Source organism: Clostridium bornimense (assembly GCF_000577895.1).
Classification (GTDB): Bacteria; Bacillota; Clostridia; order Clostridiales; family Clostridiaceae; genus Clostridium_AN; species Clostridium_AN bornimense.
In genome coordinates this window covers 2,005,195-2,029,723 of the sequence record NZ_HG917868.1, presented here as the reverse complement: position 1 = coordinate 2,029,723, position 24,529 = coordinate 2,005,195, and the positions used below count along the sequence as shown (strand labels likewise).

21 protein-coding genes are annotated in these 24,529 nt (G+C 29.2%); 20 read left to right on the top strand and 1 reads right to left on the bottom strand.

Going from position 1 to position 24,529, the window contains the following annotated elements; genetic code table 11:
• The first annotated feature begins 2 nt into the window (after window positions 1-2).
• The 17 genes from CM240_RS09135 to CM240_RS09055 all read left to right on the top strand — a co-directional run bounded on the left by CM240_RS09135 (window position 3) and on the right by CM240_RS09055 (window position 20,907).
• Complete coding sequence (locus CM240_RS09135; protein ID WP_044038583.1) at window positions 3-836, top strand: ABC transporter permease; 834 nt, start codon at window positions 3-5, stop codon at window positions 834-836.
• Window positions 836-1,627, top strand: a complete 792-nt coding sequence (locus tag CM240_RS09130; RefSeq protein ID WP_044038581.1) for an ABC transporter permease — start codon at window positions 836-838, stop codon at window positions 1,625-1,627. The genes CM240_RS09135 and CM240_RS09130 overlap by 1 nt, the downstream gene beginning before the upstream one ends.
• Window positions 1,611-2,666, top strand: a complete 1,056-nt coding sequence (locus tag CM240_RS09125) for an ABC transporter substrate-binding protein (RefSeq protein ID WP_044038578.1) — start codon at window positions 1,611-1,613, stop codon at window positions 2,664-2,666. Before CM240_RS09130 ends, CM240_RS09125 begins: the two co-directional genes overlap by 17 nt.
• Window positions 2,667-2,813: 147 nt before the next feature.
• On the top strand, window positions 2,814-3,005 hold the full coding sequence (locus tag CM240_RS09120; RefSeq protein ID WP_044038576.1) for an alpha/beta-type small acid-soluble spore protein: 192 nt from the start codon (window positions 2,814-2,816) through the stop codon (window positions 3,003-3,005).
• Between the two features lie 239 nt (window positions 3,006-3,244).
• Window positions 3,245-4,081, top strand: a complete 837-nt coding sequence (locus tag CM240_RS09115; protein ID WP_044038574.1) for a hypothetical protein — start codon at window positions 3,245-3,247, stop codon at window positions 4,079-4,081.
• Complete coding sequence (locus tag CM240_RS09110; RefSeq protein ID WP_044038571.1) at window positions 4,053-5,087, top strand: glycosyltransferase; 1,035 nt, start codon at window positions 4,053-4,055, stop codon at window positions 5,085-5,087. The genes CM240_RS09115 and CM240_RS09110 overlap by 29 nt, the downstream gene beginning before the upstream one ends.
• A gap of 99 nt (window positions 5,088-5,186) precedes the next feature.
• The gene (locus CM240_RS09105) at window positions 5,187-6,134 is read left to right on the top strand and encodes a carbohydrate kinase family protein (RefSeq protein WP_044038569.1); all 948 of its coding nucleotides are present in this window, start codon (window positions 5,187-5,189) and stop codon (window positions 6,132-6,134) included.
• 223 nt (window positions 6,135-6,357) lie between these two features.
• Window positions 6,358-7,908 (top strand): AbgT family transporter, encoded by a 1,551-nt coding sequence (locus tag CM240_RS09100; RefSeq protein WP_044038567.1) that lies wholly within the window; start codon window positions 6,358-6,360, stop codon window positions 7,906-7,908.
• Between the two features lie 815 nt (window positions 7,909-8,723).
• The gene (gene adhE / locus CM240_RS09095; protein ID WP_044038565.1) at window positions 8,724-11,309 is read left to right on the top strand and encodes a bifunctional acetaldehyde-CoA/alcohol dehydrogenase; all 2,586 of its coding nucleotides are present in this window, start codon (window positions 8,724-8,726) and stop codon (window positions 11,307-11,309) included.
• 388 nt (window positions 11,310-11,697) lie between these two features.
• Window positions 11,698-12,195: a GNAT family N-acetyltransferase gene (locus CM240_RS16900; protein ID WP_051483781.1), complete on the top strand. Its 498-nt coding sequence runs from the start codon at window positions 11,698-11,700 to the stop codon at window positions 12,193-12,195.
• Window positions 12,196-12,232: 37 nt separating this feature from the next.
• The gene (locus CM240_RS09085) at window positions 12,233-13,822 is read left to right on the top strand and encodes an ABC-F family ATP-binding cassette domain-containing protein (protein ID WP_044038564.1); all 1,590 of its coding nucleotides are present in this window, start codon (window positions 12,233-12,235) and stop codon (window positions 13,820-13,822) included.
• Window positions 13,823-13,930: 108 nt separating this feature from the next.
• Window positions 13,931-14,611, top strand: a complete 681-nt coding sequence (locus tag CM240_RS09080; RefSeq protein WP_044038562.1) for a response regulator transcription factor — start codon at window positions 13,931-13,933, stop codon at window positions 14,609-14,611.
• On the top strand, window positions 14,601-15,968 hold the full coding sequence (locus tag CM240_RS09075; RefSeq protein ID WP_044038561.1) for a sensor histidine kinase: 1,368 nt from the start codon (window positions 14,601-14,603) through the stop codon (window positions 15,966-15,968). The genes CM240_RS09080 and CM240_RS09075 overlap by 11 nt, the downstream gene beginning before the upstream one ends.
• Before the next feature lie 747 nt (window positions 15,969-16,715).
• Window positions 16,716-16,967, top strand: a complete 252-nt coding sequence (locus CM240_RS09070; RefSeq protein ID WP_044038559.1) for a phage holin family protein — start codon at window positions 16,716-16,718, stop codon at window positions 16,965-16,967.
• 74 nt (window positions 16,968-17,041) lie between these two features.
• Window positions 17,042-18,418 (top strand): MATE family efflux transporter, encoded by a 1,377-nt coding sequence (locus CM240_RS09065; protein WP_044038557.1) that lies wholly within the window; start codon window positions 17,042-17,044, stop codon window positions 18,416-18,418.
• A 157-nt stretch (window positions 18,419-18,575) separates the two neighbouring features.
• Window positions 18,576-19,604 (top strand): hemolysin family protein, encoded by a 1,029-nt coding sequence (locus CM240_RS09060; protein WP_044039864.1) that lies wholly within the window; start codon window positions 18,576-18,578, stop codon window positions 19,602-19,604.
• Between the two features lie 94 nt (window positions 19,605-19,698).
• Window positions 19,699-20,907 (top strand): NADP-dependent isocitrate dehydrogenase, encoded by a 1,209-nt coding sequence (locus CM240_RS09055; protein WP_044038555.1) that lies wholly within the window; start codon window positions 19,699-19,701, stop codon window positions 20,905-20,907.
• A gap of 419 nt (window positions 20,908-21,326) precedes the next feature.
• Here CM240_RS09055 and CM240_RS09050 read toward each other — a convergent pair whose 3' ends face one another.
• On the bottom strand, window positions 21,327-21,599 hold the full coding sequence (locus tag CM240_RS09050; protein WP_044038553.1) for an acylphosphatase: 273 nt from the start codon (window positions 21,597-21,599) through the stop codon (window positions 21,327-21,329).
• 189 nt (window positions 21,600-21,788) lie between these two features.
• Between CM240_RS09050 and CM240_RS09045 the strand changes: the two genes are divergently transcribed.
• From CM240_RS09045 to CM240_RS09040, 3 genes are all read left to right on the top strand, one after another.
• Window positions 21,789-23,183, top strand: a complete 1,395-nt coding sequence (locus CM240_RS09045; protein WP_044038551.1) for an alanine/glycine:cation symporter family protein — start codon at window positions 21,789-21,791, stop codon at window positions 23,181-23,183.
• Window positions 23,184-23,273: 90 nt separating this feature from the next.
• Complete coding sequence (locus CM240_RS18155; protein WP_278246567.1) at window positions 23,274-23,405, top strand: hypothetical protein; 132 nt, start codon at window positions 23,274-23,276, stop codon at window positions 23,403-23,405.
• Between the two features lie 342 nt (window positions 23,406-23,747).
• Window positions 23,748-24,494: a class I SAM-dependent methyltransferase gene (locus CM240_RS09040; RefSeq protein WP_051483780.1), complete on the top strand. Its 747-nt coding sequence runs from the start codon at window positions 23,748-23,750 to the stop codon at window positions 24,492-24,494.
• Window positions 24,495-24,529: the final 35 nt, after the last annotated feature.

Genomic DNA, 24,529 nt, shown 5'->3' with positions numbered 1-24,529 from the left:
ATATGAAAAAAAAATCTTGGATAACTTATCCTTTAGTAGTATGGAGTGCTCTATTTATAGTAGTTCCTGTATTTTTGGTAATATTTTTTAGTTTTACTGAAAAAGTAGATGGTGGATATGTGTTTTCTTTAACTCACTATAAAAGGTTAATGAACCCTGTATATTTTAGTGTGTTTTTTAGGTCTATATGGCTAGCGTTGATATCTACAGTAATTTGTTTATTGGTTGGTTATCCAATTGCTTATATTTTAGCGAAGAAGCCAGAGAATAAGAGAAATTTTTTGATTTTAATATTTATTTTGCCTATGTGGATGAACTTTTTACTTAGAACTTATGCATGGATGTCTATATTGGGTAGAAATGGTATCTTAAACAATATTTTAACTACTATAGGACTAAAACCTATGGACTTATTATATAGTAATGGAGCAGTGTTACTTGTAATGGTATATAATTTTTTGCCATTTATGGTTCTGCCTATATACACATCATTAACTAAGATGGATAAGGATGTTATTAATGCTGCTTACGATTTAGGAGCAAGAACATCTCAGGTATTTAGAAGAGTTATTTTTCCACTTAGTGTACCAGGGGTTGTTTCAGGAATAACAATGGTATTTATGCCAGCAGTATCTACTTTTGTAATATCTAGATTGTTAGGTGGCGGACAATATATGTTAGTAGGAAATCTAATAGAGCAACAATTTACAACAGTAGGGGATTGGAATTTTGGTTCAGCAATATCCATTTTTATGATGATATTAATTTTAATCTCTATGGCTATTATGAATAAGTTTACTGATGAAGGAGATAGAGAAGGAGGCGGATTATTTTAATGAAAAAAATAACATCAAATATATATTTGTTTTTAGTATTTATATTTTTATATGCGCCGATATTTACTATGACTTTATTTTCCTTTAATAATTCTAAATCTATGTCAAGATGGAATGGATTTACTTTAAAGTGGTACAGAGAGCTTTTTCATGATGAGAGGATAATGACAGCGTTATTTTATACTATTGTAGTGGCAATAATAGCATCAGCTATAGCAACAATTATAGGAACATTAGGTGCAATTGGAATAGATAGAATGACAGGTGCTAAGAGAAAGATTATAACTAATATAAATTATTTACCAGTATTAAATCCAGATATAGTTACAGCTGTAGCACTTATGTCTTTATTTGTATTTGTAAAACTAGATTTAGGATTTATAAGTATGCTTTTAGCACATATAACTTTTGATATACCTTATGTAGTTTTAGCTGTGCTTCCAAAGATAAAGCAATTACCTGATAATATTCAAGAAGCGGCTATGGACTTAGGAGCAAAACCTATGTATGCAATAAGAAAAGTAATAATACCTCAAATAAAGCCAGGTATTATGTCTGGATTTTTAATTGCATTTACAATGTCTATAGATGATTTTGTAATAAGTTTCTTTAATACAGGAAATGGTGTTACAAATTTATCAATTGAGGTATATTCTATGGCTAGAATAGGTATAAATCCTGCTATAAATGCATTATCAACTATAATGTTTATTTGTGTATTTGTATTGTTGGTTGTAGCTAATAGAAAGAAGCCAAATAAAAGAGGTGATATAAATGAGGAAGTATGCTAGAAGTATAAATATCTTTTTAATAATTACTTTAGTACTATCATCAATGTTACTTTCAGGATGTGGTGGAAAATCTTCAGCAGATGTACTTAATATATATAATGTTGGAGATTACATAGATGAAGAATTGTTAGATAAATTTACTGAAGAAACAGGAATTAAAATTATTTATGAAACTTATGATACTAATGAAATAATGTATCAAAAGTTAAAAAATGGTGGTAATAAATATGATTTAGTATTTCCGTCAGATTACATGATAGAGAAAATGAAGAATGAAGATATGTTGTCTCCTATAGATTTTAGTAATATTCCTAATTTTAAAAATATAGATGAGGAATTTTTAAATCAATCTTATGATGCTAATAATGAATATAGTGTTCCTTATTTCTGGGGAACTTTTGGTATACTTTATAATACTACTATGGTAAAAGAAAAAGTTGATAGTTGGGATATACTTTGGGATAAAAAGTATAAAAAAAATATACTTATGTTTGATTCGGTAAGAGATACTATGGGAATTTCACTTATGAGATTAGGTTACTCACTTAATACTACTAATTATGAAGAGTTAGAAGAAGCTAAGGAACAATTATTGAAACAAAAACCTTTAGTTTATGCTTATGTTAATGATGAAGGAAAAGATAGACTTATTAATGATGAGGTAGCTCTTGGAATAGTGTATTCTGGAGATGCTGTTACAATGATGAGTGAAAATAAAAACTTAAGATATGCTATTCCAAAAGAAGGAACTAATAAGTGGATTGATGCTATGTGTATACCAAAAGATGCAGAAAATAAAAAAGAAGCAGAAATGTTTATTAATTTTATGTTAGATCCAGAAAATGCAAAACAAAATATTGATTACGTAGGATATTCAACGCCTAATAAAGCAGCTTATGAAATTTTAGATGATGAAACTAAGAATAATGAAGTTGCTTATCCTAAAGATAAAGTTTTAGATAAAACAGAAGTATTTAAAGATTTAGGTGATTATATAAAGGTTTATGATGATTTGTGGTTGGAAATAAAATCAAGATAGTCTATATAAAAATAATCTAGGATAAACTATGATATGTTTCCAGTAGTACACTAGTGTATAAAAATCTCCTCAGGGTAAATTAATATTACAAGGCGATAAAGAAAATGTCTTGTAAAAAGTTTTTATAATTAGAGGAGGACGAGAGTTATGTCAAATTCATCACAAAAATTAGTTCCAGAAGCAAAGAATGGATTAGCAAAATTTAAACAAGAAGTTGCAAGTGAATTAGGAGTTCAATTCACTGACTACAATGGAGACTTAAGCTCTAAACAATGTGGATCTGTAGGTGGAGAAATGGTTAAGAGAATGGTTTCTGAATATGAAAACAAAATAAAATAATTATGTATAATTCACAATTCGCGATTCACAATTCATAATTGTGAATTGCGCTTTGTGAATTAAAGAGATATGAAATTACATAGTAATTATGAGGCTATTGCAATAACAAATAATAATTTGTGAGCAATAGCCTTTTTCAGTGCACAGTGATGGTTATGAATTGTTAATTTAAAAATTAAGGATAGAAAAAGAAGTTAGTGAATATAAATTATTAATCACTATTTTAAGGTTAGGTGTTTATGGGTAAAGAAAAAGTTTCAATAACTATAGAAAATCCGATGATAAATATTACAGGTACAATGAATATAGATTTAGTTGTAAAAATAAAAAATAACATGGATATAAATTTAGAAACTTTGCTAATAAAAGAAGAAAGAAATCCTTATATATCATGGATTAGTGAAAGTAAAGAGATGGTTCTGGGAAAATTGGACAAGGGTGAAAGTACCACTGTATTATTACCAGTATCAATAGTGAGTTTACCTGAAGTTATAAATAATCCTTTTAATATTAAAACAGATGATGGATATTTAGTAGAATATCAAAATGTATATCCTCCAATAATGTTTAATATAAGAGGAGAATATAGCTATTTGAAAAATAATGAAATGACCATGGATTTTGCATATAGTAATAGTGTCTTATTAGGAAATGTAAGTGTGGCAACTACGAGAGGGTATTTTTCACAAATTATAGAATTATCTTGTGATGAAAAAACTATAGAATATGTGAAAAATGTATCAGTAGAAGAAGAGATAAAGAATATAGATAAAAAGAAAGAAATAAAAGGTAAAGTAAAAGTAGAGATAGAAGGAAATTTAAAAATAACCATAGATTATAAAGTTGTTGATCAAGAAAAATTAAAACGGGTCATTAATAATATAAATTTTAAGAAAAATATATTTGCTCCTAGTGACTTTAAGGCAGATGAAAAATCTTTAAAAATAAATTTTAATTTGTTAAGTATGACTCATGTTATAGATAATTTATTTAATTTAGAGGGAGCATTAGTAATAATCACAAATGGATATTCAAGGGGGATTATTGATGAAGAAATTAATAGCCAATCAAAATGATATTTTAGATGACTCATGGCATAGTGAAAAAATAAAGAACATAAATAAATTTTTAAAAGAGATAGGATTTGAAGAAAAGAAAATATTAAAAGGAGTTTGTGGTAACATATCATATTATAATGAAGATATAAATATGTTTATACCTAATGGAATAGATATACCAAAGGATTCAATTGTATTTTTACACTATCCGTGCAATTACCTTGACTCTATAATAATTGAGCTTTTAAAAAGTACAAAAATAAATAGACAAAACAAAATAGTTACTTTAGTACATCAATTAAATATTTTTAGTTATGATTTTAACTTATATAATGATATAGAGTTCTTGAATGGTAGTGATTATGTATTAGTGCATACTAATGATATGGGAAGATTTTTAAAGAAGAATGGATTGACAGCAGAAACAATATCTATAAATGGTTTTGATTATTATGTAGATGGAGATCTTAAAGAAGAAAAAGAGAGAGAAGAAAATGATAAATATTCTATAGATTATATATGTGATAACAGAAGTGATGAAGATTACCTTCTAAATGGCTTTAATAGAATGAGAATGAAAAATTATTATGTTAATTATTATTCTGCAGAAAGAGGAGTAGGAGGAGAATTAGCACCAATAACAGATATAAGATATTTAGGTAAAATAGATTATAGAAAAATATATAAAGAGATGTGCGGTGATTTTGGAATAATATATCCAATGTGTAATATGAGATTATCAGATGAAAAGTCATTAAAATTATTTACTTCAGTAGAGGAGACTATTTATATACTTAATGGTATGCCTGTAATTGTATTTAGTGATAGTCCTAATGCATCATTTATAAAGAAAGAGGGCATTGGTATAGTTGTTAACTCTTTAGATGATATCGATGAAGCACTAGGTCATTTGTCTAACAGAAGGTATAACGAAATGAAAAGAAAGGTTATAAGAATAAGGGATAAGTATTCAAGAGGATTTTATATAAAAAGAGCCATGGAAAATCTAGAATCTATGTTATAAAAAGTTAATGTTAATAATGGGTTAAAATAACTTTTAATATTATGTTACTTTTCCAAGATAATTATGATAAAATATCGTTGAAGTTTGGAGGAGTTTAATATGAATATGTATGAAGAAAAATATGTAGTAGTATTAGGGGCATCGGTAGTAGATATATTTGGATTTTGCTCTTGCGAATATAAGGAATACAATTCTACACCAGGGAACATAAAAATGTCTTTTGGGGGAGTAAGTAGAAATATAGCTGAGAATATGGCTAGGATGGGAATAAATACAAAATTCATCTCTATATTAGGGGATGATGAGATGGGAAAAAGTATTTTAGAACATTCAAAAAAAATAGGATATGATATGAGTGATTCATTGATAGTAGAAAATAGTTCTACTCCAACATATTTAGCAATTTTAAACCATGAAGGTGAGATGGTTTCAGCTATCGCAGATATGAAATCAATTGATAAGTTAGATACTGATTTTATTGATAGCAAAGATGACGTTATAAAGAATGCTGAGTATGTATTCTTAGATTCAGATAATCCTGAAATTTTAGAATATATACTAAAGAAATATCAAGGAAATACAAAGTTTGTATTAGATCCGATATCAGCTTCAAAAGCTGAAAAAGTAAAACATCTTATAAAATATTTTCATACTATTAAACCAAATAGGCATGAAGCAGAAGTGCTTTGTGGGTTTAGTATAAATAATTATGAAGATTTAAAAAAAGCTGGTGAATATTTCATATCATTAGGCATAACTAATGTATTTATATCTCTAGATTGTGATGGAATATATTATGTTAACAAGTATGAAAGCGGTAGAATAAAGGCTGAAAATGTAGAAGTTAAAAATGTTACAGGAGCTGGAGATGCTTTTGTTGCCGGTATAGGATATGGATATATTAATAATTTAAAGCTAAAAGAAATAGTTAAGATAGCAATAACTATGTCATCTATTACAATTTCACACGAAGATACAATACATCCTTTTATGAACTTAGAATATGTTCATAATTCTATTGGAAATTATAATTGGATTGAAAATTAAATAAACTATAAATTATATATTATCTATTCAGAAATTAAGTTATGCTGAATAGATTTTTTAATAAAATTTAAATTAATAAAAAAGTTTATTTTTTATTATTAAATTAGATAAAATATTTACAAAATAATAAAACTATGATAACATAATTTCAGAATTTATGTACAAATGTACGTATAAAACGTTCAGGGGGCTATTTTCAATAAATATATGAGGTGAGAATAGTATGCAAAAGAAGAAAAAGGGACTTTTTTCTAAGTTTCTAGATGGAGTTGAAAAAGTAGGAAATAAATTACCACATCCAGTAACTATTTTCTTTTTATTATGTCTTTTAATAATTGGGGTATCTGCAATACTTGCAGCTTTTGATATATCATTAACATATACAAAAGTAGATACAAAGACTAATGAAATAGTTACAGTTACAGATTCAGTTAAAAGTTTATTATCAGTAGATGGTATAAGATATATGTTAACATCTATGGTTACTAATTTTACAGGATTTGCACCACTAGGTTCAGTACTTGTTCCAATGTTAGGAGTTGGACTAGCTGAACAAGTAGGACTTATTTCTGCAATGATTAAGAAATTAGTTCTTAGCACACCTAAGGGATTAATAACGGCAGTAGTAGTTTTTGCAGGGGTTATGTCTAATGTAGCCGGAGATGCAGGTTATATAGTATTAGTACCACTTGGAGCAATTATTTTTGGTTCTTTTGGAAGAAATCCAATTGCAGGACTTGCAGCAGCTTTTGCAGGGGTTTCTGGTGGATTCAGTGCTAATTTAATTTTAGGAACAATAGATCCATTACTTTCAGGTATTTCTACAGAGGCAGCAAAGATAGCAGATCCAAATTATTTTGTATCTCCAATGGCTAACTATTTCTTTATGGCAGTTTCAGTAGTACTAATAGTTATTTTAGGTACTATTGTTACACAGAAAATTGTTGAGCCTAGACTTGGAAAATATGAAGGTAAAATAGATGAAAATGAAAATGTTACGACAATCACTAAAGATGAAAAAAGAGGTTTAAGATTTGCATTAATTTCATTTATAGTTTTAACTGTTATAATTTTAGCTATGACAATTCCTTCAAATGGAATTTTAAGAAGTGAAGCTGGTGAGTTAATAGCAGCAGGTTCTCCATTCATGGATTCTATTGTAGTAATAATACTTTTAGCATTTATAGTACCAGGTATAGCTTATGGTATAGGTGCGAAAACTATTAGAAATGATAAAGACGTTGAAAAAGCATTATCAATGTCAATAAAATCAATGTCAAGCTATGTTGTTATGGTATTCTTTGCAGCACAATTTGTTAACTATTTTAACTATACAAATGTAGGAACACTTATTGCTGTTAAGGGAGCAGAGTTATTACAATCATTAAACTTCCAAGGGTTACCTTTATTAGTTTGCTTTATATTAATGTGTGGATTCATAAACTTATTTATGGGATCAGCATCAGCAAAGTGGGCAATAATGGCACCAATATTTATACCAATATTCATGGGAATCGGATTATCTCCAGAAGCAACACAAGTTGCATTTAGAATCGGGGACTCAGTAACAAATCTGATTACTCCACTTATGACGTACTTTGCACTTATAGCAGTAACGCTTCAGAAATATGATAAAAAAGCAGGTATGGGTACACTAATATCAACAATGGTTCCTTATTCAATTGTATTTACTATTGGATGGACAATCCTTCTAATAGTGTGGTATTTAATTGGATTGCCACTTGGACCAGGTGCACCAATATTTTTAGGATAGGCTGTCAGGTCACAGGTGGTAAGGCACATGGCACAGGTTAAGGTGTCAGGTCACAAGTCACAGGTGTGAAATTTATATAATTTATGAGGATTTCGTTTTAGGACGGAATCCTTTTTTTAATTTGCAATTTACAAAGCGCATTTATGGTTAGATCTGGTGTATGAAGAGTGTGGCAGTTTTTTTTATAAATTTGATAGGGCACATGGATATGGAAGTGTATGGTGATAAAGGAAATTACTACTGAATTTATGAAATTTTAAGTGTTAAGTTAAATGTTATAAGTTAGAATATGTTTCTTATTTATATTATAGTTGATATACAAGTCAATAAAGAGGGCTCATGAAAGTTGCACTTTCATGAAGCTGTGGTTACAAATTATATTCTATAGTAAATATGAAAACATTTTGCTGTCCGCAGGACTATAATAAAATTCCTCGTAAAGAGGAATTTTTACCTTACTTGTGTCCTGTGCCATAATAAAATGAACTATCGCTCAGAAATTTTCATTTGCTATTATGACATCCAATAGATTATAAGTGTTAGATTTATATATAGTAAAAGTTCATATTGATATATGTTCTAATTAAGTAGTGGTGAAAATTGAGATTATAAGTTAGTGTTTGTTAATAAATTTATATTCATGAATAAAATGTAATTTATAAAATATATTTTCAATAGAATACATGAAATTTGAAAACTATTTCAAAAAAATAAAGATAATATTGTTGAAATAGTTTAAATTGTGAGAAAATTATGATAAAATCTTTTTAAGAGTTATATAAATGTAATCAAAAGCTAAATTTTAGGAGGGTGTCATGGAAGTTAGAAATATTGAAGAGCTAATGGAGAAAATTGAAGAAGTAAGAGAAGCGCAAAAAGTATTTTCGACATTTTCACAAGAACAAGTAGATGAAATTTTTAGACAAAGTGCTATAGCTGCAAATAATGCTAGAATCCAATTAGCTAAGCTTGCGGTAGAAGAAAGTGGAATGGGGATTTTAGAAGATAAGGTTATAAAAAACCATTTTGCATCAGAATATATTTATAATCAATATAAAGATGAAAAAACTTGTGGAGTAATAGAAAAAGATGAGTTTTTCGGAATTACTAAGATTGCAGAGCCAATAGGAGTAGTTGCAGCTGTAGTACCGACAACGAATCCAACGTCAACAGCTATATTTAAAGCATTAATAGCTTTAAAAACTAGAAATGGTATAATCTTTTCACCACATCCAAGAGCTAAAGGTGCTACTATCAAGGCAGCAAGAATAGTTTATGAAGCTGCAGTTAAGGCAGGAGCGCCAGAGGGGATTATTGGATGGATTGATGAACCATCAGTGGAACTTTCACAAACACTGATGAGAGAAGCAGATATAACTTTAGCAACTGGAGGACCAGGTATGGTAAGGGCTGCTTATTCATCAGGAAAGCCAGCTATTGGTGTAGGTGCAGGAAATACTCCAGCTATTATAGATTCGTCGGCTCATATTAAAATGGCTGTTTCATCAATATTATTATCAAAAACTTTTGATAATGGTGTAATATGCGCATCTGAACAATCAGTAGTAGTATTAGATGATATTTATGATAAAGTAAGAGAAGAGTTTCTTGAAAGAGGAGCATATATATTAAAAGAAGATGAAGTAGATAAAGTTAGAGAGGTAATTCTTATAAATGGTGTTTTAAATGCTAAAATTGTTGGACAATCAGCGGTTAAAATAGCAGAATTAGCTGGCATTAATGTTCCAGAGAATACAAAAGTATTAATTGGTGAAGTAGAATCAGTAGAATTAGAAGAGCCATTTTCACATGAAAAATTATCACCAATCCTTGCGATGTATAGAGTAAAAGATTTTAAAGAAGCTTTAGACAAGGCGGCTAGACTTGTGGAACTTGGAGGTTTTGGTCATACATCAGTTTTATATGCAGATCAAAACACTGAGAGGGAAAAAATTAAGGCGTTTGGAGCTAGAATGAAAACTGGTAGAACAATTGTAAATATGCCAGCAGCTCAAGGAGCTATCGGTGACTTATACAACTTTAAACTTGCACCATCACTTACACTTGGTTGTGGTTCATGGGGTGGTAACTCTGTTTCAGAAAATGTAGGAGTTAAGCATTTATTAAATGTTAAGTCAGTAGCTGAGAGGAGAGAAAATATGCTTTGGTTTAGAGTACCTGAAAAAGTTTACTTCAAATTTGGATGTATGCCTGTAGCATTACAAGAACTAAAAGATATGAAAAAGAAAAAGGCATTTATCGTCACTGATAAAGTGTTATATTCTTTAGGATATATAGATAAAATTACAGATGTATTAAGAGAGATGGATATAGATTTTAAAGTATTCTTTGATGTGGCACCAGATCCAACTCTTGAGATAGCAAGAAAAGGTGCGGAAGAAATGAAGTCTTTTGGACCAGATACAATTATCGCCGTTGGTGGTGGGTCACCAATGGATGCGGCTAAAATTATGTGGGTTTTATATGAACATCCAGAAGTTAAATTTGAAGATTTAGCTATGAGATTTATGGATATTAGAAAGAGAGTATATAAGTTCCCAACTATGGGTGAAAAGGCTATGATGATAGCTGTTCCTACTTCTGCTGGAACAGGGTCAGAAGTTACTCCTTTTGCAGTTATTACAGATGAGAAAACAGGTGTAAAATATCCATTGGCAGATTATGCTCTTACTCCAGACATGGCTATAGTCGATGCAGAGCTTATGATGAATATGCCAAAAGGATTAACAGCGGCTTCTGGTATAGATGCATTAACTCATGCTATAGAAGCTATGGCTTCAGTACTTGCGTCTGAATATACTAATGGATTAGCATTAGAGGCGATAAGAATAATATTTAAGTATTTACCACAAGCTTATGAAGAGGGAACTACAAATGTTAAAGCAAGAGAAAAAATGGCTCATGCAGCAACTATGGCAGGAATGGCATTTGCTAATGCTTTCTTAGGAGTTTGTCATTCAATGGCTCATAAATTAGGTGCTTTCCATCATGTACCACATGGAGTTGCTAATGCATTATTAATTAATGAAGTAATTAAATTTAATGCTGTGGAGAATCCAAGAAAACAAGCAGCATTTCCACAATATAAATATCCAAATGTAAAAGCTAGATATGCTAGAATTGCAGATTTCTTAAATCTTGGTGGAAATAATGAGGATGAAAAAATAGAAAAATTAATTAATGCAATTGAAGAGTTAAAATCTAAGGTAGATATGCCAAAGAGTATAAAAGATGCTGGAATTAAGGAAGAAGTTTTCTATTCAACATTAGATGAAATGTGCGTTCAGGCTTTTGATGATCAATGTACAGGAGCAAATCCAAGATATCCGTTAATAAGTGAAATAAAAGAGATGTATATAAATGCATATGATGTAATATAATACAATAGCTAAAAAAGAGGTTATTGCAATCACAAATATAAAATTTGATTGTGAGCCTCTTTTTTTATTCGCAATTATCCATTATTAAAATATCATATTGACAAAGAAGAGAATGTGATATATAATTTTGCAGCTAGAACACTAGAAGAAGAATAAAATATATTAATAAAAAGAGAAGTATTATAGGATGGCGAAAAATTTTATAATACTTTTTTATTGTGTAAGATGGAATGGAGAGAATAGGATACAAAAAAGTGTTAATAAATATACAAAAACTATGTAACTTTATTCATAATAATGATATTATAATAAGTAAGAAAAATTTAAAAATAAATTTATTTCGGAGCTTAGAAATTAAAGTATTAAACTTGTATTGGGGGAATTAGCCTTGAAGGATGTAGAGTTTAGATTTATAGAAATGTATTCAAAAGAGTATGAAGAAATAAAATTTGCGAGATATGAAGCTCTATTTAAAGATTGTGAGAAAAATCATTATCATGAAATGGCAGATATAGAATATGATAAAAAAAGTATGCATTTTGCTGGTTATGATGGAGATAATTTAGTTGCTTATTGCAGACTTACTGTAGAAGATGATATTGGAAAGATATCAAGAGTATTTGTTACAAAGAAATATTTGAAGCAAGGATTTGGAAAGCAATTAATAAACAGTCTTATAGAAAGATGTTTAGAGTTAGATATAAAAAAATTAGAATTAAACTCAAGAGAAAGTTCTCTAAAATTCTATGAGAGATTAGGATTTTATCGTAGTGGAGAGCTTATAGTATCACAGGAGAGTATGTTAACACTAATACCTATGGTTAGAGAAGTAAGTAGGTATGTAGTAATAGAGAAGGGTATTAATACAGAAAAAACTATGGTATAATAGGAAGACTATATTTCATAGAAAAGGTGATAAATTAATGATAACAGTTACAAATGTAAGTTTACGATACGGAGATAAAAAATTATTTGAAGATGTTAATTTAAAATTTACTGCAGGTAATTGCTACGGAGTTATTGGCGCTAATGGAGCAGGAAAGTCAACTTTCTTAAAGATACTATCAGGTGATGTTGAGCCAAATACAGGTGATGTTTCTATAGATCCAGGTGTTAGAATGTCAGTATTAAAACAAGATCACTATGCTTTTGATGAATTTACTGTTTTAGATACAGTTATAATGGGTAATAAAAGATTATTTGAAATAATGAAAGAAAAAGATGAGTTATATGCTAAACCAGATTTTTCAGAAGAAGATGGAATAAAGGCTTCTGAATTAGAAGGAGAATTTGCTGAACTTAATGGATGGGAAGCAGAGTCAGAAGCAGCAATGTTACTTCAAGGTCTTGGAATAGGTTCTGACCTTCATTATACATTAATGAGTGAATTAGCAGGTGGAGAAAAGATCAAAATTCTTTTAGCGCAAGCGTTATTTGGTAAGCCTGGAATATTAATTCTAGATGAGCCTACTAACCATTTAGATATTAAATCAATAAATTGGTTAGAAGAATTCCTAATTAATTTTGAAGGTACAGTTATAGTTGTATCTCACGATAGACATTTCTTAAATAATGTATGTACTCATATAGCAGATGTAGACTTTGGTAAGATTAAGATATTTGTAGGTAACTATGATTTCTGGTATCAATCAAGTCAATTAGCTCTTCAATTAGCTAAAGAGCAAAATAAGAAAAAAGAAGAAAAAATTAAAGAACTTCAAAACTTTATTGCTAGATTCTCTGCTAATGCTTCTAAATCAAAGCAAGCAACTTCAAGAAAGAAGATGCTTGATAAGATTTCATTAGATGATATCCAACCATCAAGCAGAAGATACCCATTTGTAGGATTTACTCCTACTAGAGAAGTTGGTAATGATATATTAATGGTAGATGGTTTAAGTAAAACTGTAGACGGAGTTAAGGTATTAAATAACGTTAGTTTTACTATAAATAAAGATAATAAAGTAGCTTTTGTTGGTGATGAAATATCAGTAACTACTTTATTTAAGATTTTAGCTGGAGAAATGGAGCCAGATGAAGGATCAGTTAAGTGGGGGGTTACTATAACAACAGCATACTTCCCTAAAGATAATTCAGAGTACTTCAATGGATGTGATTTAAATCTAGTTGACTGGCTTAGACAATTTTCAGATGAGAAGAGTGAAAGTTACTTAAGAGGTTTCTTAGGTAGAATGTTATTCTCTGGAGATGAACCATTAAAGAGTGCAGCGGTATTATCAGGAGGAGAAAAAGTTAGATGTATGTTATCTAGAATGATGTTATCTGGTGCTAATGTGCTTATGTTAGATCAGCCAACAAACCATTTAGATCTTGAATCTATTACTGCTGTAAATAATGGATTAGTTAATTATAACAGTGTTGTATTATTTAGTTCTCATGACCATGAGTTCTTACAAACTGTTGCAAATAGGGTAATAGAAGTTACTCCAGAAGGATATTTAGATAGATTATCTACTTATGACGAATTTTTAGAGTTTAAGGGTATGAAGTAAGAATAATGTAATAAATTGTAGGATGTCGTTGGTAAATACTTGCCAACGACATTTTTATAAGCGATACTATTATTATAGAAATAAAAATAAAGTATGGGGTGATAAAACTTGAATAGAATTCTTTTAATTGAAGATGAAACTTTAGTAAGTGATGTAATAAAAAAATATTTAGAAAAAGAAGGATATGAAGTGTACGTTACAGATAATGGGTCAGAAGCATTAAATCTTTTTAGATCTTTAAATCCTGCAATGATAATATTAGATCTTATGCTTCCTGATATGGATGGTGAGGATATATGTAAGGAAATAAGAAAAGAATCTGATGTATATATTATTATGTTAACAGCAAAGAGTTCCCTAGAGGAGAAAATTGAAGGATTAGGTATGGGAGCTGATGATTATTTAGTAAAACCATTAAGTCCTAGAGAATTGGTAGCTAGGGTAAATGCTGTATTTAGAAGAGTAGGAAAAGAAGATGAGGATGTTATCATTATAAATGATGGAGAAATTGTTATAAACAATGAAGAAAGACAAGTTTATAAAAAAGGTGAGTCTATAGATTTAACACCAAATGAATTTGATATATTGTATACATTAGCAAAAAATAAAGGAAAAGTTTTTTCAAGAGAAATGCTTATAGAAATTGTATTTGGTATGGATTTTGAAGGCTACGATAGAACTGTAGATACACATATAAAAAACATAAGAAAAAAAATAGAAGATGATAGTAAAAATCCTAAGTATATTCATACAGTAGTAAAGGTAGGATATAAATTCGATGAAAAGTAAAACAACATTACAGAGGAGAATGTTATATATTATAATATTCTCTTCTATAATAACTATAATAATTGCTTCTCTTTTAATTAATAAAACTATGAGTACTAAGTTTAATGAATATATTGAACAAGTTGGTGAAAATAGTAATAAAAAAATAGTGGAAAGTATAGAAGCTGAATATAATAAATATCAGGTTTTAGATGAAAGAGTAGGAGAAGCTCTTTATAGAGATGCATATATGGGTAACTATTATTTGACTTTAATAAATAAAAATGGTGAAGTTGTATGGAAAATGGAAGAAAATGATATTATCGCTCTCAGTGAAGAAAATGCTAGTAAGAAAGATTTAGGGGTATATGATGCTCCGAAATATCAATTAATAAGTGGAGACAAAGAAATTGGCTATGTTATTATTGGAAGATATTCATCATTGCTTACTTCAGAGAGAGAAGTAAATTTTAAGAGTTCCATAAATAGAAATGTTATAGCCAGTGGATTTATGGCCATACTTATAGCCATTGCTCTAGCAATAATCGAATCTAGACAATTGAGCAAGCCGATTGAGGAATTATCTAAGACTGCAGAGGAAATATCTAAAGGTAACTTTTCTGTGAGAAGTTATGAGTTTAGTACAATAAGAGAAATAGAGGCATTAAGGGAAAGCATAAATAATTTAGGTGAAAGTTTATATAATGGAGAAGTTGTTAGAAAAAGGCTCGTTAGCGATGTGTCTCATGAACTTAGGACACCCCTTAATATATTACAAAATAATTTAGAAGCAATGATAGATGGTATTATACCTATTTCTATAGAAAAATTAGAAATTATAAATGATGAAGTGGTAAGATTTTCTAAATTAATAGATAACTTAAAAGTACTTAAATCTTTTGAAGAACACTCCGTGAAGATGAATTTAAAAAATTTAGATTTAAATAAAATTTTAAGAAGTACATGTGAGAATTTTAGATTATCATTTGAAGATAGAGAGGTATCCTTAGAGTATATAGAAGAAGGAGACGCTGTTATCATTGGGGATGAAGTAAAGATAAGAGAAGTATTAGTTAATATACTAAGTAATTGCTTGAAATATGTAAAACCCAAAGGTGTAGTAAAAGTATATTTAAGAGTGCTAACTGATACAATAGAAGTTGTAGTATGGGATAATGGTATGGGAATAAATAAAAACGATTTAAAATTTGTTTTCGAAAGACTTTACAGAGCTGATAAAAGTAGAAATAGCGATGGGTTAGGATTAGGTCTTACAATATGTAAATCAATTATGGAAGCTCATGGAGGAAAGATATTTTTAGATAGTAAAGAAAACCATTGGACAGAAGTAAAGTTAGTGTTTAATAAGATAAAATAGTAATATTAAAGATGCTTTTGCGATAACAGATGAAAATTTGCATGTCAGGGCACAGGTTAGAAGGCACATGGCACAAGTGAGGTGGAAATTCCTCTTTTGGAGGAATTTTATTATAATCCTGCGGATGGCAAAGTGTTTTCATATTTACTATAGATACAAAAATTATAATTTGTAAACCAAGGAGCTGTTTCACAATAAATATTGTGAGCAGTTCTTTTTTAGTGAATAAGTAAGAGTGAGTGAAGGTTAATTTTCCTGTATTGGGGAATATTAGAATTATATGGAGGGCCAGTGTGGTTGGGAGGAAGTAATGAAAATTGGAATTTCCATATGACTTATGTATTAAATCTGTAATAAAACTACCATTGAAATCATATATTTATCACCACTACTTAACTAGAACAGATCATAATATGAACTTAACAATACTTTAGCATCACGCACAGCTATATTCCAAGCTATATGAAAGTGCAACTTTCATTAGCCCCCTGTAAGACTATATTATGCCTTCTAATCTAACTATATAATAAGTCTATAAACAAACTAATGACATAATACTTATAATCTCAGAAATTCTGCAAGAATTTCATCCATACCTATGCCTTGTGCCATCACACTTGTGCCCTGTCAAACATATTCAACCTGCCTTTTATATATGAAAAAATATATAAAAAAATAAAGTGTCATGTATCATATTATTATGAATATATAAATAATATATATTTTTTTATTTATGGAGGGGATAAAATGGATTTTTTAAAGTATATTACGGAAAAAATGCTTATTCTTATACCTGCATTGTATATAATTGGTATGATAATAAAGGGTACTGATAAAATAAAGAATAAATATATTCCTGTAATACTTCTACCACTTGGAATAGCAGGAGCTATTGGGATAGGTGGATTGAATGTAGATTCTATTATACAAGGAATATTGATAACAGGGGTAACAGTATACGGGAACCAGTTAATTACGCAATATAAAAAGGAATCTTAAGGGTTTATAAAGTTACAGAAAATACTATATAATATATAAGGTGAATAAAGAAAGACTAATGAAAAGGAGAAATGATGAATAAATCTATTAATTTGACTGAAGGAAATATATATAAGGCATTAATAAAGATATCTTTGCCAATTATGGGTACATCATTTATACAGATGGCTTATAATATGATCGATATGATTTGGATAGGAAGAGTAGGAACTTCTGCGGTAGCGGCAGTAGGAACTGCTGGTTTTTATACTTGGTTTGCTACATCACTTTTAGTTTTATTTAGAGCGTCTATAGAAATAAAGGTTTCACAAGAAGTTGGTGCCCAAAATTATAAATCAGCAAAAAAATACATAACTTCCGGAGTGTTAGCTACATTAATGTTAGCGGTAATATATATGACTATTATGCTAGTATTTACTAAGCCTCTTATTGGATTTTACAATATAAAAGATAGAGCAGTAGTAAAAATGAGTGAGGAATTTTTAAGGATAGTATCATTAGGAATGATATTTACTTTTATTAATCCCGTCTTAACTGGTATATTTAATGGAACTGGTGATAGCAGAACTCCTTTTTACATAAACATAGTAGGATTAATATTTAATATTATTTGTGATCCGTTACTTATATTCGGAATAGGTCCAATTAAGGCTATGGGTGTTGCAGGAGCGGCGATAGCTACAGTGTTAGCACAAGGAATTGTAACATTGTTGTTTATAATAATTATTATTAGAAGTAAAAATAATATTTATAAAATTAAATTCAGGGAAGAGTTTGATATATATTGTGTGAAAATCTTATTTAGAATAGGATGGGCACCGGCATTGCAAAATATGCTATTTACTATATTTTCAATGATACTTGGAAGAATAATTTCTGTATGGGGACCAGTACCTATAGCTGTTCAAAAAGTTGGATCGCAAATAGAAGCTATATCTTGGATGACAGCCGGTGGTATTTCTACAGCACTAACTACTTTTGTAGGACAAAATTTTGGGGCAAAAAAATATAAGAGAATTGTTCAAGGGTATTATAGTGCTATAGTAATAGCTATTATAGTAGGTACTTTTGCTACATTACTATTTGCTATATTTGGTGAAGAGATTTTTAGTATTTTCGTTAGTGAAAAGGAAAGTATAGTAGCAGGAGGAATATACTTAAGAATTTTGGGTTATTCCCAATTATTTATGTGCTTAGAAATAACTACAGCAGGAGTGTTTAATGGATTATCAAGGACAGGGATTCCATCAGTAATAAGTATTGTTTTAACAGGAATGAGGGTGCCATTAGCATATTTATTATCAAAGCCATATATCATGGGTTTAAATGGAGTGTGGTGGAGTTTATCAGTATCATCTATTGCAAAGGGAGTTTTAATTATTGGAATTTTTATAGTTTTATTGAAGAAGCAAAAATTATTTAACAATAAAGTAATTTTACAGGGAAATTAATAATTTTAAAGGCTGTCGCAATAACAAATGAGAATTTGGAGGCGAAGCCTTTTTTTTATAAAATATTTACATATAAATATATATCCATACTTGTAAAAATAATATAAAAACAATAAAATTATATTATTCAAATTTTTTATGGGGTGAGGAAAAGAAGATGGAATCGAGTTTGATTAGAGTGGCAGCTATTGTAATACTAATATTAATTAATGCTTATTTTGTTGCATTAGAATTTGCAATTGTGCAAATAAGATCATCTAAAATAGATATGTTAATACAAGAGGGGAATAAAAGGGCATTAAAGTGTAAAATAGTTAAAGATAATTTGAATTCTTATTTGTCATCTACACAATTAGGGATTACTTTAGTAGGATTATTTTTAGGATGGATAGGTGAACCTACAGTATCAGAGTTAATAGGACCATTATTAGACCATATTACAAGTAATAATGGAATAAAGACTACAATTTCTTTTGTTTTTTCTTTTGCATTAATAACTTTACTTGAAGTTGTTTTTGGGGAACTTGTTCCTAAAGCTATGGCTTTGGCTAAAACTGAAAAATGTAACTTGATGTTAGATGGTTCTTTAGTTATATTTCATAAATTAACTTATCCTATAACAGTGGCATTTGATAAATTAACAGAAGTTTGTTTAAAGCCGTTTGGTATAGAAATAGTTGATGAAAGTCAAGAAGTATATACCAGAGATGAATTGGAGATGTTAGTTAATCAAAGTATAGATGATAAAAGAGATCAGATGCTTTTATCTAATGCATTTCAATTTTCGGACTGTAAAGCTGAAGATATAATGATACATAGGACAAAGATGGTTTGTATAGATATAAATGCTTCACAAGAAGAAGTAGTAAATATTATTACTAATAATGGATATACTCGTTATCCAATAATAGATAAAGAAAAAGATAATATAATTGGATTTGTTCATGTTAGAGATATTTATAGAGATATTGTTGCAGATGATAAATTAGATTTAAATTCATGTATACGAACAGTAAGTTTTTTTCCTGAAGATATTAAGATAAGAGATATTTTTAAGCAACTCAAAGAGAAAAAAGAGCAAATTGCTATAGTAGTGGATGAATTTGGCGGTACTAGTGGATTATTATCTTTAGAAGACATTATAGAAGAACTTGTAGGCGATATAGAAGATGAATTTGATGAATAGAATTGATAATTTATTATGAAACAAATTGTAAAATTATAAAATGTGATGTATAATCAGTATAATATTACTAAGATTGTTAAAAGGGGGCAGCATAATGAAAAAAATACCTATGACAACTCCATTAGTTGAAATGGATGGGGATGAAATGACAAGAATCATATGGAAGATGTTAAAGGATGAGTTGATCTTGCCATATGTTGAATTAAACACTGAATATTATGATTTAGGGTTAGAACATAGAAATGAAACTAATGATCAAGTTACAGTTGATTCTGCAAATGCAATAAAGAAATATGGTGTTGGTGTTAAGTGTGCTACAATAACTCCAAATCAAGCAAGAATGAGTGAATATGACTTAAAAGAAATGTGGAAAAGTCCTAATGGAACTATAAGAGCAATATTAGATGGAACTGTATTTAGAAGTCCTATTATTGTAAACAATGTAAAACCGTTTGTTAAGACATGGAAAAAACCTATAACAATAGCAAGACATGCTTATGGTGATATATATAAGAATGTTGAAATGAAGGTTCCAGGTAAAGGACAAGCAACATTAAATTTCACAAATGAAGCAGGTGAAACTGTAAGTGAAGTAATTCATAATTTTGATGGACCAGGCATTATAATGGGTATGCATAATACAAATAAGTCAATAGAAAGCTTTGCAAGAGCTTGTTTTAGTTATGCACTTGATAGAAAAGAAGATCTTTGGTTTTCATCAAAAGATACTATATCAAAGAAATATGATCATACATTTAAAGATATTTTTGCAGAGATATATGATGCAGAATTTAAAGAAAAATATGAAGAAGCAGGAATTGAATATTTCTATACATTAATAGATGATGCTGTAGCAAGAGTTATTAAATCAGAAGGTGGTTTTGTATGGGCATGTAAAAATTACGATGGAGACGTAATGAGCGACATGGTAGCTACTGCCTTTGGATCATTAGCTATGATGACTTCTGTATTAGTATCACCAGAAGGATATTATGAATATGAAGCTGCTCATGGAACAGTACAAAGACATTATTATAAACACCTAAAAGGTGAAGAAACATCAACAAACTCTATGGCTACTATTTTTGCTTGGACAGGTGCTCTAAGAAAAAGAGGAGAACTTGATAAAAATGAAGAGCTTATAGCTTTTGCTGATAATTTAGAAAAAGCTTCTATAGCTACTATAGAAGAAGGTGTTATGACTAAAGATATGGCACTTCTTGCAGAAGGAGAAACTAAAGTTGTTAACACTGAAGACTTTATAAAGGAAATAAGAGTCAGATTAGATAGATTTTATAATTAGTAGTAAATATAAAGAGAGCTGTTGCATGAGAGTGTGGCAGCTTTTTTTATCTGTATACAAGGCACAGGGCACAGAGCACAAGGCACATGTATGGATGAAATTCCTGCGGAATTTCTTAAATTATAAGTGCTTAAGTTAGGGGGATAGATTAGACTAGTTTTCTTAAGTTAGTTGTATTTTATATAACTGTCATCACAGGGGGCTAATGAAGGTTGCACCTTCATATAGCTTTATAAATTAATATTTGGGATATACATAGTTATGTTGATATTAGTATCTGTTATAGTTAAGTGGTGGTAATTTAAATTATTTGATTGCATAGGCCAAGTATTTTTATATTAAGTTATCAAAAAACAACACTTAAGTATAATAGTTTTATATATGCGCTAAATATATCACTTTAATTGATAATTGTGAATTTAATATATCATTTTAAATTTTTTCTCGTTTTTCACCATTGGAATTTCTCTTATCTCATGATATGTAACTTTAGAATATCCATTGCCTTTTATAAGTTTATTAGTAAAATTGAATAGTTCTTTTTCATCGCCTTGAATTTCTAATAAAACATCTCCATCATCTAGATTTTTGATCCATCCTGTTATATTAAAATTAGTAGATGCGGATTCGGCAAAAAATCTAAAACCTACTTGTTGGACTCTACCTTCAAATCTTACAGAAAGTCTTTTCATAAAATCACATCCTTTATATTATTATAAAATGAAAGTAGTAAAAATATCAAAATAAATTGAATTGATAAAAGGATAAGCTATACGCAAAAAAACTCACAAATTGTCAATAAAAACAAAAAAACTTGATAAATTTATTGAAATTTGATAATATTATTAGAAAAAGATACAAAAGAAGAGAAGGAGAAAAGAATGGAGAAGTTTTTGGATAAAATTGATGGTAGCATATCGACTTATGTTATGGTTCCATTATTAATCATAGTAGGACTTATATTTACATTTAGAACAAAGTTTGTACAAGTAACACACTTTAAAGATATGATAAAGCTTTTGACAGAAGGAACATCTAAAGATGATAAAGATGGAATTTCATCATTCCAAGCTTTTTGTATGTCTACAGCATCTAGAGTTGGAACAGGAAATCTTGCTGGAGTGGCACTTGCTATATCAATAGGTGGAGCAGGGGCAATATTTTGGATGTGGTTATTAGCTATTATTGGTGGTGCATCTTCATTTATAGAAAGTACGTTAGCACAGATATATAAAGTTAAAGATGGAGATACATATAGAGGTGGACCGTCTTATTATATACAACAAGGGCTTAATCAAAGATGGTTAGGGGTTGTTTTTGCAATACTAATTACGATTACTTTTGGGTTAGTATTTAACTCAGCGCAGTCAAATACTATATCGGAAGCGTTGATTACAGTTTTTAATAATGATTCTATTAAGCCAATTTATATAGGAATTATATTGGCAATATTAACAGCAGTAATTATTTTCGGAGGAGTTAAGAGAATAGCAAAGGTATCAGGGGTTATTGTTCCTATAATGGCAGTTTTATATATAGGAATAGCATTTGTAGTAATAATCTTAAATATAAAAGAAATACCAGCGGTAATAAGTTTAATTTTTAGAAATGCTTTTGGATTTGAAGAGATAGTTGGCGGAACTTTTGGTGGAATGGTTATGATAGGAATCAAAAGAGGATTATTTTCTAATGAAGCAGGTATGGGTAGTGCTCCAAATGCTGCAGCTACAGCAGAAGTTTCTCACCCAGTTAAACAAGGGTTGATTCAAACATTAGGAGTATTTACAGATACAATTTTAATATGTACATGTACAGCATTAATAATATTATTATCAGATGTATATACTGTTGGAGAGGTTTCAGGAATAGCCTTAACACAAAAAGCATTATCATCCCATATTGGAGGATTTGGAAACATATTTATCGCAGTATGTATATTTTTCTTTGCTTTTTCATCTATAATTGGTAATTACTATTATGGTGAAACTAATCTAGAGTTTATAAATACTAGTAAAACATTATTAATTGTTTATAGAGTATTTGTAGTGGTTATGGTTATATTAGGAACTATTGCACCACTTGGAGTAGTATGGGCTGCTTCAAATATATTTATGAGTCTTATGGCGCTTATCAATCTATTAGTTATACTTTTATTAGGAAAGAAAGCGTTAGATGCCTTAGAAGATTATAAAGAACAGAAAAGAAAAGGAAAAAATCCTGTTTTTACAAAGGAATCTATTGAAGGAATTGAAAACGTAGAATGTTGGGATAAATAAGATAAAAGGAGCTTTCGTTATAACGAAGAAAAATTCGTTGACGAGAGTTCCTTTTTTCAGTGCGTAGTGAATGAGGCGGGCATAAATAGTATGTCAAGTTTTTTAGTAAGTTTGATAAGGCAAAAAGCAGGACACAAGTATGATGGCACAAGGCACAGGGATGGAGGAAATTCCTGCGGAATTTCTGAAATTTTAAGTGTTAAGTTGAATGTTATAAGTTAGATTTTGTCTCTTACTTAGATCACAATTGATATAAAAGTCATTACAAAAAGCTCATGAAAGTTTCACTTTCATGAAGCTATGGTTGCAAATTATATTTTATAGTAAACATGAAAACACTGTGCCGTCCGCAGGACTATAATAAAATTCCTTCCAAAGAGGAGTTTTCACATTACTTGTGCCCTGTTCCTTCTAACTTGTGCCATGATAAAAGGAACTTAGACATGATATTTATTGTGCGGCATCTCCTTAATTGTGAAGTGCAAATTCTATTATTATTGTTGTGTAATAGTTTCTTTTCTGATATTTTATAATAAGTAGATTTTGATAAATGGGAGGAAGATTATGATACCTTTTAAGAGTAGTTATTATCAAAATAAAATTGAAGAGTTTGCTGCTAAGGTTAAAACAAATGAAGATTTTTCTGTTAATCATTGTAGGATATATTGGGATTTTTATAAAGAAGGAAAACATAAAGGTTATATGCATGTATTCAAAGGAGTACTAAGAAATGTGCCTTGTCTTTATGAAAATGATATGTTATGGATGAGTTTGAACGGAGAAGAGATTGGGGGATATTATGAAGCTTTAAGAAGAGCTAAAGGTATAGTTGGAGTAGTAGGTCTTGGTATTGGGTATTTTGTAGAAGAATTGGCATCTAAAGCAAAGGTTAAAAAAGTAATTGTATATGAAAATAATGAAGATATAATAGAAATTTATAATAAGTTATTTGATAAAAATGAAAAAATAGAAATAGTGAATTGTGATGCTAGAGAGGTACAGGGAGGAAATTTTGATTTTTTCTTTGTAGATATATATAGACATGAGTATAATGAAGATATTGTAGATGATTATAAATTATTTAATAAAAATCATAATATAAAAGAATATAGTTTCTTTGGTATGGAACATTTTATTCTTAGTTTAAGAGAAGAAGATATAAAAGAGGCAGTAATACCAGAATATTGGTTAGCCATGAGTAAAAATGTTGGGGATAAGTTTTTTGAAAGTAAATATAAAGATAATTTTATTCCTGTAAGCTATAAAAAGGCTAAAAGTATATATGATAAATTTAAATTAATTTTATTATAAAAAATCTATAGAAAGATTAACTTTCGATAGATTTT

Bases quoted from the DNA above. Each gene is read 5' to 3' on its own strand.
- CM240_RS09115 (WP_044038574.1), top strand. From the start codon at position 3,245: ATGGGTAAAGAAAAAGTTTCAATAACTATAGAAAATCCGATGATAAAT.
- CM240_RS09055 (WP_044038555.1), top strand. From the start codon at position 19,699: ATGAAAAAAATACCTATGACAACTCCATTAGTTGAAATGGATGGGGAT.
- CM240_RS09135 (WP_044038583.1), top strand. From the start codon at position 3: ATGAAAAAAAAATCTTGGATAACTTATCCTTTAGTAGTATGGAGTGCT.
- CM240_RS09050 (WP_044038553.1), bottom strand. From the start codon at position 21,599: ATGAAAAGACTTTCTGTAAGATTTGAAGGTAGAGTCCAACAAGTAGGT.
- CM240_RS09045 (WP_044038551.1), top strand. From the start codon at position 21,789: ATGGAGAAGTTTTTGGATAAAATTGATGGTAGCATATCGACTTATGTT.
- CM240_RS09130 (WP_044038581.1), top strand. From the start codon at position 836: ATGAAAAAAATAACATCAAATATATATTTGTTTTTAGTATTTATATTT.
- CM240_RS09105 (WP_044038569.1), top strand. From the start codon at position 5,187: ATGAATATGTATGAAGAAAAATATGTAGTAGTATTAGGGGCATCGGTA.
- CM240_RS09125 (WP_044038578.1), top strand. From the start codon at position 1,611: ATGAGGAAGTATGCTAGAAGTATAAATATCTTTTTAATAATTACTTTA.
- CM240_RS09120 (WP_044038576.1), top strand. From the start codon at position 2,814: ATGTCAAATTCATCACAAAAATTAGTTCCAGAAGCAAAGAATGGATTA.
- CM240_RS09040 (WP_051483780.1), top strand. From the start codon at position 23,748: ATGATACCTTTTAAGAGTAGTTATTATCAAAATAAAATTGAAGAGTTT.
- CM240_RS09070 (WP_044038559.1), top strand. From the start codon at position 16,716: ATGGATTTTTTAAAGTATATTACGGAAAAAATGCTTATTCTTATACCT.
- CM240_RS18155 (WP_278246567.1), top strand. From the start codon at position 23,274: ATGTCAAGTTTTTTAGTAAGTTTGATAAGGCAAAAAGCAGGACACAAG.
- CM240_RS09075 (WP_044038561.1), top strand. From the start codon at position 14,601: ATGAAAAGTAAAACAACATTACAGAGGAGAATGTTATATATTATAATA.
- CM240_RS09100 (WP_044038567.1), top strand. From the start codon at position 6,358: ATGCAAAAGAAGAAAAAGGGACTTTTTTCTAAGTTTCTAGATGGAGTT.
- CM240_RS09110 (WP_044038571.1), top strand. From the start codon at position 4,053: ATGAAGAAATTAATAGCCAATCAAAATGATATTTTAGATGACTCATGG.
- CM240_RS09065 (WP_044038557.1), top strand. From the start codon at position 17,042: ATGAATAAATCTATTAATTTGACTGAAGGAAATATATATAAGGCATTA.
- CM240_RS09060 (WP_044039864.1), top strand. From the start codon at position 18,576: ATGGAATCGAGTTTGATTAGAGTGGCAGCTATTGTAATACTAATATTA.
- adhE (WP_044038565.1), top strand. From the start codon at position 8,724: ATGGAAGTTAGAAATATTGAAGAGCTAATGGAGAAAATTGAAGAAGTA.
- CM240_RS09085 (WP_044038564.1), top strand. From the start codon at position 12,233: ATGATAACAGTTACAAATGTAAGTTTACGATACGGAGATAAAAAATTA.